Source organism: Microbacterium sp. CIAB417, assembly GCF_022788845.1.
In genome coordinates, this window is record NZ_JAHZUT010000003.1 from 983,120 (window position 1) to 995,464 (window position 12,345).

Annotated in this window: 15 protein-coding genes; 2 read left to right on the plus strand and 13 right to left on the minus strand. The window is 68.9% G+C overall.

The window, feature by feature from the left end; all coding sequences use genetic code 11:
* Positions 1-67 precede the first annotated feature (67 nt).
* Complete coding sequence (locus tag KYX17_RS17110; RefSeq protein ID WP_243228113.1) at positions 68-655, plus strand: TetR/AcrR family transcriptional regulator; 588 nt, start codon at positions 68-70, stop codon at positions 653-655.
* 42 nt (positions 656-697) lie between these two features.
* On the opposite strand, the gene KYX17_RS17115 is transcribed toward KYX17_RS17110, so the two are convergent.
* The 6 genes from KYX17_RS17115 to KYX17_RS17140 form a co-directional block, all read right to left on the minus strand.
* A complete protein-coding gene (locus tag KYX17_RS17115; RefSeq protein WP_243228114.1) occupies positions 698-1,387 on the minus strand; it encodes a response regulator transcription factor in 690 nt (229 codons plus the stop codon).
* A complete protein-coding gene (locus tag KYX17_RS32075; RefSeq protein WP_243228115.1) occupies positions 1,384-2,544 on the minus strand; it encodes a sensor histidine kinase in 1,161 nt (386 codons plus the stop codon). Before KYX17_RS32075 ends, KYX17_RS17115 begins: the two co-directional genes overlap by 4 nt.
* An 80-nt stretch (positions 2,545-2,624) precedes the next feature.
* Positions 2,625-3,359: a hypothetical protein gene (locus tag KYX17_RS17125; protein WP_243228116.1), complete on the minus strand. Its 735-nt coding sequence runs from the start codon at positions 3,357-3,359 to the stop codon at positions 2,625-2,627.
* A 110-nt stretch (positions 3,360-3,469) separates the two neighbouring features.
* Entirely contained in the window at positions 3,470-4,381 is a 912-nt protein-coding gene (locus tag KYX17_RS17130; RefSeq protein WP_243228225.1) for an ABC transporter ATP-binding protein, read from the minus strand.
* Between the two features lie 776 nt (positions 4,382-5,157).
* Positions 5,158-5,784 carry a CYTH domain-containing protein gene (locus tag KYX17_RS17135; RefSeq protein WP_243228117.1) on the minus strand — a complete coding sequence of 209 codons (627 nt, stop codon included), beginning with the start codon at positions 5,782-5,784 and terminating at the stop codon, positions 5,158-5,160.
* On the minus strand, positions 5,781-5,999 hold the full coding sequence (locus tag KYX17_RS17140) for a response regulator (RefSeq protein ID WP_137416704.1): 219 nt from the start codon (positions 5,997-5,999) through the stop codon (positions 5,781-5,783). Before KYX17_RS17140 ends, KYX17_RS17135 begins: the two co-directional genes overlap by 4 nt.
* A gap of 66 nt (positions 6,000-6,065) precedes the next feature.
* On the opposite strand from KYX17_RS17140, the gene KYX17_RS17145 reads away from it, so the two are divergent.
* A complete protein-coding gene (locus tag KYX17_RS17145) occupies positions 6,066-6,797 on the plus strand; it encodes a glutamine amidotransferase (RefSeq protein ID WP_243228118.1) in 732 nt (243 codons plus the stop codon).
* On the opposite strand, the gene KYX17_RS17150 is transcribed toward KYX17_RS17145, so the two are convergent.
* The 7 genes from KYX17_RS17150 to KYX17_RS17180 form a co-directional block, all read right to left on the minus strand.
* On the minus strand, positions 6,785-7,834 hold the full coding sequence (locus tag KYX17_RS17150) for a YihY/virulence factor BrkB family protein (protein WP_243228119.1): 1,050 nt from the start codon (positions 7,832-7,834) through the stop codon (positions 6,785-6,787). The genes KYX17_RS17145 and KYX17_RS17150 overlap by 13 nt on opposite strands.
* Before the next feature lie 61 nt (positions 7,835-7,895).
* Positions 7,896-8,375, minus strand: coding sequence for an A24 family peptidase (locus tag KYX17_RS17155; protein WP_243228120.1), 480 nt, complete (start codon positions 8,373-8,375; stop codon positions 7,896-7,898).
* Position 8,376: 1 nt separating this feature from the next.
* Positions 8,377-8,676, minus strand: a complete 300-nt coding sequence (locus KYX17_RS17160) for a DUF1905 domain-containing protein (protein WP_243228121.1) — start codon at positions 8,674-8,676, stop codon at positions 8,377-8,379.
* Complete coding sequence (locus tag KYX17_RS17165; protein WP_243228122.1) at positions 8,676-9,461, minus strand: glycosyltransferase family A protein; 786 nt, start codon at positions 9,459-9,461, stop codon at positions 8,676-8,678. Before KYX17_RS17165 ends, KYX17_RS17160 begins: the two co-directional genes overlap by 1 nt.
* A gap of 5 nt (positions 9,462-9,466) precedes the next feature.
* Positions 9,467-9,874, minus strand: a complete 408-nt coding sequence (locus tag KYX17_RS32080) for a DUF2809 domain-containing protein (protein WP_243228123.1) — start codon at positions 9,872-9,874, stop codon at positions 9,467-9,469.
* On the minus strand, positions 9,871-10,863 hold the full coding sequence (locus KYX17_RS17175) for an aldo/keto reductase (RefSeq protein WP_243228124.1): 993 nt from the start codon (positions 10,861-10,863) through the stop codon (positions 9,871-9,873). The genes KYX17_RS32080 and KYX17_RS17175 overlap by 4 nt, the downstream gene beginning before the upstream one ends.
* A gap of 10 nt (positions 10,864-10,873) precedes the next feature.
* Positions 10,874-11,899, minus strand: a complete 1,026-nt coding sequence (locus KYX17_RS17180) for an FUSC family protein (RefSeq protein WP_243228125.1) — start codon at positions 11,897-11,899, stop codon at positions 10,874-10,876.
* Between the last annotated feature and the right edge of the window lie 446 nt (positions 11,900-12,345).

The following is a 12,345-nucleotide window of genomic DNA, read 5'->3' on the forward strand; positions in this document are numbered from 1 at the left end:
CGATCGTTCTCACGTTGCGTCATTCAGATTAGAGAACGCACGTTCTCATGTCAAGTAGACTGGGCGCATGGTTGATGAGAACGCACGCGAGAAGGTGCTCGCGGCCGCCGAAGAGCTTTACTACCGCAAGGGATTCGCGGCTGTCGGGATGGATGAGCTGCGCACTGCGGCCGGCGTGTCGCTCAAGCGCCTGTACGCCCTGTTCCCCGCGAAGAGCGACATCATCGCGGCGGTGCTGCAGCGCAGGCACGAGCAGTGGGATTCTGCGCTGACCGCCGCGGTGGCGGACGCGGGCTCCGATCCCCGATCGCGGCTGCTCGCGGTGTACGGATATCTCGAGCAATGGTTCTGCGTCGGTGGTTTTCGCGGTTGTGCGTTCATCAATGCGTTCGGCGAGCTTGGAGGCACGAGCCCGGAAGTCGCGGGCATCGTTCGTGCGCACAAGGCCTCGTTTCAGGAGTACATGTCGGAGTTGGTCGCTGGGATCGGAGCGCCGCCGTCGCTCGCGGCGCAGCTCTCGATCCTCGCCGAAGGTGCCCAGAGCACGGCGGCCATTTCCGCGGATCCGCAGGTCGCGGTGCAGGCTCGCGGTGCCGCGGAAGTGCTCATCGACGCCGCGATGGCGACTGCGGGTATACGGCCAGCTAACCGCTGACACTCTCATCGGCGGTCAGCCGGCTTCCGGCGTCGAGAATGCCTACTCCCCGGCGCGGACGATGCCGAGTTCGTATGCGAGGATCACCGCTTGCACTCGGTTGGGGAGGTCGAGCTTCACGAGGATCCGGCCGAAGTGCGCTTTGACGGTGGACTCGCTCAGATGCAGGACCTCGGCGATCTCCGTGTTCGTCAGGCCCCGCCCGACCTGGACGAACACGTCCTGTTCGCGTTCGGTGAGAGCAGCGAGTGCATCGTCCTGGGGATCAGGGCTCTGCGGCGTGAGTTGCGGGAGCGCTACTTCGATGAGTTTGGAGGTCAGGCGCGGGGAGGTGACGGCGTCACCAGTCGCGACGGTGCGGATCGCGGCTACGAGCTCGGCCGGTCTGGTGTTCTTGAGGAGGAACCCTGCGGCTCCTGCCCTGAGCGCGCCGAAGGCGTACTCGTCGAGATCGTAGGTTGTGAGCACCAGCACCCGTGCACCGGGGAGCCGCGTGCTGAGTTCGCGTGTCGCGTCGATGCCGTTCGTTCCCGGCATGCGCACGTCCATCAGGATGACATCGGGCGCAAGCCGCATCGCCGTACTGATCGCGGAAGATCCGTCGGAGGCTTCGCCGACGACGCTGATGTCGTCCTCGGCTTCGAGGACGAGCCGCATGCCGTAGCGGACCAGGTCTTGATCGTCTGCGATCAGCACGCGAATGCGGGGCCGGCGTGCTTCGTCTGCTGTCATTGCTGCTCCATCCGTAGGCGCACGAAGAGCCGCCACCCGCCGCCGGAGCGAGGTCCTGCTTCAACCTGTCCATCGTAAAACGCGGCTCGTTCCCTGATCCCGACAAGGCCCTTTCCCGGATCGGTCACGGACTGCACGACGTCGGATCGATCTTCGACCAGGATCGACGCCTCGTCATCGGTGAACGAGAGCGCGACGAGTACGTCGCGCACGTTGCGGGCATGCCTCAGGGTATTCGTGAGCGCTTCCTGCACGATGCGGTATACCGTGAGCCGGACCACCGCGTCGGAGGCGAGCATGCCGGTCTGCTGGAGACGGATCGGGAGCCCGGCCTCCCGGGACTCCTGGATCAGCGCGGGCAGCTGCTCGGTGCCAGGTGGCGCGGCGGCGCTGAGAGGCGAGTCTTCATCGCCCCGCACCGCATGGAGCAGACGGCGCATCTCGACGAGCGTCCGCCGCCCGGTGTCAGCGACTTGCCCAATCGCCCGGCGCGACTCGTCAGGACGAGAGACGGCCGCGGCCTGGGCGCCATCCGCGACAGCGATCATCACCGCGAGACTGTGCGCGATCACGTCGTGCATCTCTCGCGCGATCCGCTCCCGCTCCAAGACAGCCGCGATGTGAGCTTCCTGGTCCCGCTCTCGACGCAGCTGCTCCGCGCGCTCTCGAAGCCCACGGAGCTCGCGCCGTCGATGACCGACGTTGACTCCGAGCAGCGTGAAGAGCAGCACTGCGACTGTCGCGACGCCGGCACCGCTGAGCCAGTCCGTCGGCCACGCATCGACGTCGGCCCGAGGGGCAAGACCCAAGAACGGCGGGCCGAACCGGATCCGGAGCGCGACAGCCAACGCGGCGACGACACCGGAAGCCAGCGCGAGCGCGAACGCTGTCCACGCCCGCCTCGCTCGACCCTGCGCGCCAATCCCATACAGTCCGGCGCAGACGAGGATCGCCTCTGCACCTGACCCGCAGAAGAACGACAACGGCAACAGAACCAGCACGACGATGAACGCCACGACGGGACGCCGCTGCCACAGCGCAACTGCCACCAGGCCCGCGGCGAACATGAGGAGTAGCGACCACGCCGGCGTGCGGAGCGATGATTCGAGCGACAGGTACCCGAGGAACACCGAGGCCGCGACGTACACGGCGAGCACGAGAAGCGTCAGGAGAGGCAGACGCCCGTCGCCGGGCACCGCACCGGATGCGGTGCCCGGCGACGACCAGGAGCTTCGTCTCATACGTCCCTCACTCTGAGTACGACCGCACCGGTGATCAGCGCGACCACAGCCCAGATGACTGCGATCAATGATCCCGCGCCAAGGCTGATGTGCCCGGTCCACACGTCGAGGAACGGCCCGCCGGGCTCACCGATCCGGCTCATCGCATCGCCGGCGTTGCCCAGCTGAATGATGCGCAGCACGCGCGACACGATCCCGAACGGCAGCAGAGACACCGCGACGGGAAGCAAAAGAGTGGCGAGGAACACGATGATCGATCCGGCCGTCGTTGAGCGCACAAGGGTTCCCACGCCGACGCCGAACAGCGCACACAGCCTGATGTATAGCGCGGACCCGGCAAGCACCGGGACGACACCCGGAGTCGTCAGTTGCGCGTCGAGGCCGAACTGCGCATAGATCGGTGTCGTCACCGCCCACGCCATGAGCACAGTGATCGCTGCCGTGACCGCGCAGGTCATCCCCGCCACGATCGCCTTCGCGCTGAGCACCCGCAGCCGGTCGGGCACGGCCACGAACGTCGGCTGGACGCTGCCCGACGAGTACTCGGAGCCGATCACCATCACACCGATGACACCGGCGATGATCTGCCCAATCACCACCGCAGGAACAGTGACATCGGCCATTGTGCGTTCCGCCGAGAAAACCGAAGGCACCCCCGACGACTCCAGCGTCACACCCAGGAACAGGCTCCCGCCGACCCCGAACACGACGATCCCGACCAGCCCCAGCACGATCGCGGGCAGGCTGAAGAACTTGATCCACTCCGACCGGAGTACATGAATGAACGCGGGGCGAACCGTCCGAGCATCCGCCCGCCCCCGCTGCGTTGTCACAGCCATCACTACATCCCCGCCTTTCCACTGAATTCGGTCTCCTGCGCAGTGAGCGCAAGATAGGCATCCTCCAGAGACCCCTCGACCGTGACGATCTCTGTCAGCACGACGCCTGCTGCCACAGCAGCCTGCGCCACGCTTTCCGCGTCGAGATTCACGATCTCGAACGTGTCATCCGCCTCGGTCGTCACGGTCACGTCAGGACCCGCGACGGCCTGCACAAGACGCGCGGCGTCCCTCGTGCGCACCCGAACCACCGGCCGGGTCGCTGAAGCGACCACCTCGCGCAGCGGCCCGTCCGCCAAGATCGAGCCCTTGCCGATCACGAGCAGCTGGTCTGCCGTCTGCGCCATCTCGCTCATCAGGTGCGATGACAGCAGCACGGTCCGCCCCTCCGAAGCGAGCTGGCGGAGCAGCCCACGGATCCACAGGATCCCATCCGGATCGAGGCCATTGACCGGCTCGTCGAGGATGACCGTCTGCGGGTTACCCAACAGCGCCGCGGCGATTCCGAGACGCTGGTTCATCCCAAGGGAGAATCCTCCCACCCGCTTGTCCGCGACCGAATCCAGGCCGACCATGCCGAGAACCTCCCGCACACGGAAGGCACCGATACCGTGCGTCGCAGCGATCGCCAGCAGGTGCTTGTACGCGGTGCGCCGCTTGTGCGCCGAACGCGCATCCAGCAGCGCGCCGACCTCGCGCAACGGTGCCGGCAAGTCGAGATAGGAACGCCCGTTGACCTCGGCCGTACCCGCCGTCGGACGATCCAGTCCCATGATCATGCGGAGCGTCGTGGACTTACCCGCGCCGTTCGGGCCCAGAAAGCCAGTCACCGTGCCGGGCTTCACAGTGAAGTCGATACCGTCGACGGCGACTTTCGCGCCGTAGCGTTTCGTCAGAGATCTCACTCTAATCATCAGATGCCTTTCGTTTGACACCGACGCTACGCACGCGCTCCAAGCCCCACATCGGCCGCCAGTCCAGACATCGACACCAAACCAGTACCTGAGTCCTGCTCGAGCAGCACAGCGGATTCTCCTCGTGGGGACTGCTGCTCCGGGAGCACTTGGGATCGCGTTACTCAGCGCCCCGGGCGCTCCGCCCGCTATGCGACTGACTACGCGGCATCGTCTCCGAGCAGGAGCGGTCGCCACTCTGGACCCGAGCAGGTCAACGGCAAGCAGTACCCCGGGGTGCGTGCGATCCGGGCGGTATGCGTGCTCCCCGCTATGAAGCGATGTGTACCTCGGGCGCTCTAAGACGTTCAGGAACCGTCGAGGAGCTCTTGTAAATCGCGGGTATGACCGACGTTCTTGCCCAGCTCACACATGAAGAGACAGGGAATCCGCGCCTCAGCGTGGAAGGCGATGGAGTCACACGCGGGACGTGCTCGATCTGAGCGAGCTGCTGCTCGGTGAAGCCAAAGGTGCAGGCAGGTTCCGGGAGCGCCATGCCTCGCACTTCTCACGAACGTCGAAACCTACGCTCTGGACTACGCTCTAGCCGAGCAATCACGAGTCATCTCCATTCATTCCCAGTCATCTCGACCTCGCCTGTCGAACAGCGCCGCGAGCCGCGGAATCTCGCGGGTTTCCCGGACTTCCGCGTCTTTCTGCGGAATTCACGAATGGAGCACGGATACAAGGACCGCAGAAGATCAACTTCTGATCCTCGGCTCCGAATGCAGAAGGGGTCAGCGCCCCAAGGCGCGACCGAGCTTGGAGTCGGATGCGGACACCGTGCCGCCTGCGGCGGTGACCAGCGCATCGGCTGCAGCGAAGAACGTAGCTCGCCAGGCCGGATCGGCGGGTGCGGCCGGGCCGAGCTCGACCTCCCACTCCCGCCACATCCTCTCGACACCCGTCGCGGCCTCGCTCGCACGCACTCGATCGTCGACGACCTCCGCGAGGACACCGCCATCGGAGTCGCGGAGCAGGTAGGCCGTGCGACTGTTGCGGATGCGGGCGATCTGCACGAAGGGACCGGAAGCCCAGGTCCCGACGGCGGCGGCGACCGCATCCGGCACCGTCAGCTCGTCGTCGACGATCGGCCATCCCCATTCGTGACGGCCCTCGGCGGCGCTCGACTTCACGTGCCAACCGGCGTCGTGACCGCCCGTGCGGCGGCGGATCGCCACCTTCGCCCGCGCGAGGTCGAGGCCCGGCGTATCGAAGTACCGGGCGTCGAGGTCACGCGGCTGCGCCGGGTCGACGCGTGCGACGTCCGGCAGGCTCGACCAGTCGGGCAGCGGCGTGGCGGCGTCGGCGTCGTAGGTGCGCTCGATCTCGATCGAGCGCGTCGGCTCCTGGGGTGCGCTCACTCGTTGCGGTCTTCTTCGTCGGGATTGACCGGTTCGGTCGTCTCGACGAAGGCGAAGACCTCCTGCTGAGGCCCGTCGGCGTCGGCGTCTGCCGCCTGGCGCTGGTAGACCAGCTGCCCCTCGCCGTAGGGAACGATGAGTGCGTCGTCGACGCCTTCTTCCAGAGGGATGACCTGCCCGTCGAGGGGGCCTCCGGTCAGTCGTGCGATAGCCATGCGGCCCAGCCTAGACCTCGGGACGACGCCGCCCACCCGGCGCGCACGGTGACCTAGAATCCCGACGTGAAACCCTTCGTGCTGCTCGCGACCCGGGCCGAGGACGGCCCCGCCGATGAGGAGTACGCCCTCATGCTCCGCCACACCGGTCTGGCACCCGCCGAGCTTCGGCGCCTGCGGCTCGAGGCGGAGCCGATGCCCCGACTCGACCTCGACGAGCTCTCGGGCGTCATCGTCGGTGGGGGCCCCTTCAACGCCTCGGATCCGCCGGAGCGGAAGTCGTCCGTGCAGGTGCGGGTGGAACGGGAGATGTCGGCACTGCTCGACGATGTGGTCGCACGTGACATGCCGTTCCTCGGCGCCTGCTACGGGGTCGGGACCCTCGGCGTGCACCAGGGCGCGACGATCGACGGCACGTACGCCGAGCCGATCTCCGTCGTCTCCGTCTCGCTCACCGCCGAGGGCCGCGACGATCCGCTCTTCGCGGGGATGCCCGACACGTTCGAGGCGTTCGTCGGCCACAAGGAGGCCGTGCGTGAGTTGCCCGAGCATGTGACGCTGCTCGCCGGCTCCCCCACGTGCCCCGTGCAGGCCTTCCGCGTCGGCGCCAACGTCTACGCGACCCAGTTCCATCCCGAGCTCGACGTGTCGGGCATCTCGACTCGCATCCGCGCCTATGCGGGTTACGGCTACTTCGCCGACGGCGAGCTCGACGCGACGCTCGCCGCCGTGCGCCGGGCGCCAGTCACGCACCCCGCGCGCATGCTGAGGACGTTCGTGGAGCGTTACGCCCGCTGAGCCCTCTCGAGAGCCTTGTCCTGCTCCGCCTGGACAGCGGCCTGCGCGCGCTGGAGCTCCTCGGAGGCGATGCGCACCGTATCCTCGGCGCGTTGACGACGGCGCTCTGCGAACGTGGACGCTCCGAAGCGCTCCCGCATCCGGTCCTCGGCCTCGCGCGAGATGGTGACGATCACGGAGGCTGCGATCAGCAGTACCTGGGCCGACAGATTCACCCACAGCAGCAGAGCCACGATCGACGCGAACGACGTGAGCAGCGGATTCGAGTTCGCTCCCCCGACGAACAGTCCCGACAGCTCCTGCAGGACGGTCAGTCCGACACCGCCCACCGCCGCACCGGCCAGAAGCGCGCGACGCGGCGCCTTGACGCCCGACATCGTCCAGAACATCAGCAGCACCACGAGAGCATCGAGCACGAAGACGACCAGCACCCCGACGGCGCGGGTACCGATCTGTGCCGCAGCGGAATCCTCCGCCACGCCGAGCCACGACAGCACTGTCGTCACGGACACCGACCCGACGAAGGTCGCCGCGGCCGAGAGCACGAGCAGGACGGCGATCGCGACGGCGAGACCGAGATTGCGCAGCAGCACCCAGAGGAAGAACACGTCTTCGCCCGAGGTGTCGGCGATCGTGCGCACGGCCATGCGGAGCGAGCCGATGGCGCCGATCGCAGCTCCCACGAGGCCGACGAGCGAGACGATGCCCGCGATCGTGAGACCGGCGGGGGCCTTGATCTCCGACAGATCGATCAGTCCGCGCCCGTCGGTTCCGACGAGCCCAGGAACAGCGGAGTTGACCGCCTCCGCGAGGGAGCTCACCGCGGCCGGGTTGCCCGCCAGCCAGATCGCTGCGATCGAGAAGCCGAGCAGAACGGCGGCGAAGATGCTGAACAACGCGCGATAGGTGACGCTGTCGGCGAGCTGAGGGCCGCGACGTTCGCTGTAGCGCAGGAAAGCGCGCACCAGCGTGCGACGCAGCGCCCAGGCGGTGATGCGGGCGACGAGCGGCTTCGGGGAGGCGGACGTGCTGCTCATGGCGCCAGGCTAGCGTTCGCGCTCTTCGACACCCCTCGGTTGACAGCGGCCGGCTGCATCCCTAGGTCAGTGCGGCGACTGCGATCACGATCCACGCACCGAGCAGCATCCACGGACCGAACGGGATGCGGGTCCGACGCCCGCCGCGACGCGAGAGCACCAGTCCCACGCTGAAGAGCCCCCCGAGCAGGAAGCCGGCGAACAGCCCCAGCAGCAGCGCATCCCACCCGAGATACCCCAGCGCGATGCCGAGCAGGCCCGCCAGCTTCACGTCGCCGCCTCCCATCCCTCGGGGCTGCACGAAGCGCAGCAGGAGGTAGAAGACGAACGCGATCGCGCCGCCCACGACCGCCTGGACGAACGGGAGCATGTCTGCGCGGGCGAACGACGCGAGCGCGAGAGCCGCGAGGAGGAAGGGATACGCCGGGAGTACGAGCGCGTTGGGAAGGCGGTGCGTGCGCACATCGATCACCGCGAGCGCGACACTCAGGACGGCCAGAGCGCCGTAGGCGACCAGCAGCGCGAGTCCGGCGGGGTCCATCTCACGCGTCCAGGACCGTCAGCTCGACCGCGATCTCGTCGCCCTCGCCGGCCGCGGCCGCCTCCCGGACGGCGCGCTTGACCGGGAGGTGGTATGTGCCGCTGCCCGCATCCGGGAAGACCGACGTGCGCCAGGAGACGCCGGCGACCTCCACCGCCACCCGCACCGCTCCGAACCCGCTCGGCGGACGCGGCACCTCTCGGATCATCTCGCTCTCGTCGGCGGGCAGCGCGACGAAGAACCAATCGGCATCCCGGCGGGCCTCCCATCGGAACAGCGGCGCCCGGAACGTGAAGTGCATCAGCCCAGCGTAGGACCCGAGCCCCTCGCACCGGCGCGTTTCCCCAGGCGGCGTGAGCGCACCGGCGGGCGGACGGCGGCGCGGAAGCGGCCGCGCGGCCAGCTCGCCGCGAAGGTGGTGAGCACCTTGCCCAGACGCTCGGCCAGCCCGCCCGCGTGTACGAGGGGACGCGACGAGACGGGCATGCGCAGCTGCCGGTCCCACCGCACGCCGTCGTCACGGCGGAGGTGGATCGTGAGATCCAGGTCGTCGTGCACGCGCGCATCATCGCGACGTACCTGATCTCGCAAGCGCGCCCAGACACCCGTGCGCATGGCGAAGTTCGATCCGAACACCAGGGGGATCCCGAGCCAGAGGTTGATCCAGAAGCGTCCCCCACCGATGTACCAGTGCTCGCCGAGGTAGTGCACGAGGCGAGTGGAACCGTAGAACTCGGCACCGCCGGTCAGCACACCGAGACCCGTGTCGTCGGCGAAGGCACGGTCGATGCGCAGGAGCCAGTCCGGGTGGGGACGCGAGTCCGCATCGAGCCTCGCGATCACGTCGGCATCCGCGGATGCGGCGTCGTACCCGGCGGCGGCGGCCGGCCAGATGCCGACGAGGCTCTCCACGACGACCTCCGCGCCTGCGGCGCGCGCCACTGCCGCCGAGTCGTCGCTGCTCGCGTTGTCGACGACGATGATGCGGTCGGCCGGACGCTGCTGCGCTGCGAGCGCACGCAGACACGCGGCGAGCATCTCGGCGTCGTCGCGGCACGGGATGACGACAGCGATCCGGATCCCCATGCCCGTCATGCTCCGCGCCCGCGCCTCGCGCGCCGAAGAGCCGCGCCGGAGAGTCGGTCGACCGCGGCGGCCGCGAGCACCGTCACGGTGTAGAGGACGAGATCCCTGGCGTCGAACACGGTGCCGAGCACCAGCATGAGCAGTGGGGCGGCTTCACCCCATGCGAGGGGCAGACCCGTGAGCTGGAACAGCTCGATGGTCGTGCACCACACCCAGGCGATGACCGCCGGCACCCAGACCGCGCGGCGCGGAACCAGCACGACGGCGAGCAGATACACGAGCAGCGCATACAGCGCGTCGCCCGCGATGTCGCTCGGCGCACCGTCCGGCGCGAAGCGGTGCACACCGAGCCCGGCCGCGACCGTGGCCGCGGCGGCGATGCTCGCGACGATGCGGCGACGGCCGGCGGTCACCAGTGAGGGTGGATCTCGGCCCGCAGGCGACGGTCGTACACGTCGCGGATGACGGCGTCGAACGCATCGATATCGAACCCGCCGTCGAGGAGCTCGGCGGCGGCCGCGTTGACCTGCGCCTGCGCTCTCGTGCGCGCGCCGGGGATCACACTCGTGACGCCGGGCAGCGCCGCGATCCAGGCGAGAACGGCGGCCGGCAGAGACACCCCCTCCCCCAGTGCCCGGGCGAGTTCGTCCGCCGCAGCGAGCCCCTCCTCGTAGTCGACTCCCGAGAACGTCTCGCCGCGGTCGAACGCCTCGCCCTGACGGTTGTAATTGCGGTGGTCGTCGGCGGCGAATCGCGTCTGGCTCGTGTAGCGACCGCTGAGCAGACCGGATGCCAGCGGCACGCGTGCGAAGATCGCGACGCCCGCATCCGCGGCCGCGGGCAGCACCTCATCGAGCGGCTTCAGCCGGAAGGGGTTGAGGATGATCTGGACGTTCGTCACGCCGGATCGGGAGATGGCGCTGAGCGCCTGGGCGCTCGTCTCCACGGACACGCCGTACGCGGCGATGGCACCGTCGTCGACCAGCCGGTCCAACTCGTCGTAGGTCGATGCGTCGTCGATCACGCTCGAGGGCGGGCAGTGCAGCTGCACCAGATCGAGCGTGTCGACGCCGAGATTGCGGCGGGAGCGGTCGGTCCAGGCGCGGAAGTTCTCGGGCGAGTAGTTCGCCTTCTCCTGCGGCAGACGCCGCCCCATCTTCGTCGCGACCGTGATCTCATGCGCGCCCCGCTCGCGGAGGAAGCGTCCGATCAGCTGCTCGGAACGTCCGTCGCCGTAGACATCGGCCGTGTCGAAGAGGGTGACGCCGGCATCTGCGGCCGTGGTGAGCACGGCCAGCGCATCGGCCTCGTCGACCTCGCCCCAGTCCGCTCCCAGTTGCCACGTCCCCAGCCCCAGAGCGGAGACGGACCTGCCGGTGTTGCCAAGCGGACGCTGCTGCATGCGCTCCAGCCTAGGCCCGCGCCCGCCGTCGGCGAGCCGCCGCCGAGACGACCGCGACGGCCGTCCCCACAGCCACACCGAGCAGCGTGTCCACCAGCCGGTCGCGCAGCAGCAGGGCGGGGTCGACCGGCACGGCGAGCTCGATCATCAAGAGGGCGAGCGGAGTGATGAAGACCATCGCGAGTCCGTAGTTGCGTCCCACGAAGAGCTCCGCGCACACCTGCAGCGCGACGGCGATCGCAAGCACCGCCAGCGGCGGCAGCGGCAGCATGAGAAGCGCCGCAGCCAGGAGGATGCCGACACAGGTGCCGATCAGCCGCTGGGCGCCTCGCACGATCCGGGCGGTCGTACTCGCGCCGCCCAGCGCAGCGACGGCCGCGACCATCGCCCAGTACCAGTGGGTGCCGACCAGCGCCAGCCCGACGATTCCGGCGAGCAGCGAGCCCACGCCCACCGTCACAGCCATCTCGGCGGCGACCGTGCGGCGCTCGCGTACCTTCGGCGCGGAGGGCACCATCAGTCCTCCGCGTGCGATCGCGATCAGCACCGTCACCGCGACGGCGAAGCCCGCACTCGCCGCTCCCACGAGCGCCCCCTCGGCGAGCGTGTGCGCGGTCGCCGGGAGCGTCGCACACGCGCCGGCGGCGAACACCGCGAACAGCGCGCCCGGCGGATGCCAGCGGTAGGCGTGCGCGATCATCGTGACGCCGGCGGCGAGCGCCGCAACGGCGACCACGCGCACCGTGTCCGGCGCTTCGACGACCGAGAGCGTCGTCCCGAGAAGCATCGCCGCCACCTGGACGCCACCGGCGGCGAACTGCATCCGCACGCGGTCGCGATAGCCGTCGAGCCGGCCGTACAGCGAGGCGAAGGCGCCGAAGCTCGCGTACACGCTCAGATCGAGCCTGCCGATCGCCCACAGGATCAGCAGAGGAACGGCCACGGAGACGGCGACGCGTAGCGCGACGCGATGAGCACCCTGGTGCGGAGCGAGGCTCACGAAGCGGACTCCCGCCTCCCTCATCCGCTCACGCATCCCTCCAGGCTACGCCGGGGAGGCCCTGCCAATTCCCGGCTGCCGGCACCACATCGCCTGAGGGGACGCCGGTACGGTGCGGCCATGAGCGTGTCGGCGGTGCGGAGCACACCGTGAGCACCCTCGCCGTCTGGTGGATACCCGTCGGCGCGGGCGGCTGGTCGGTGCGCCGCGCGAGCGGACTGTGGGAGCGGAGGGCGGCGGTCCGCGAGGGCCGCGCGGCGCGCACTCTCCTCCACGCCGCCATCGAGATCACCGATCGTCGGGGGCGGTCCGTCATCGAGATGGCACCGGCGTGGAGCGGGCCGCGAACCGCACGCGGGGTCGTCGCAACAGGCCCGGTCGGGCTACCCGTGCTGGGGATCAGCGTCTTCTTCCGATACGAGATCCGCTGCTGGCGCGACGGCACCATCCCGGACCTCGCGTTCGCCAGGCCGCGCGGCGTG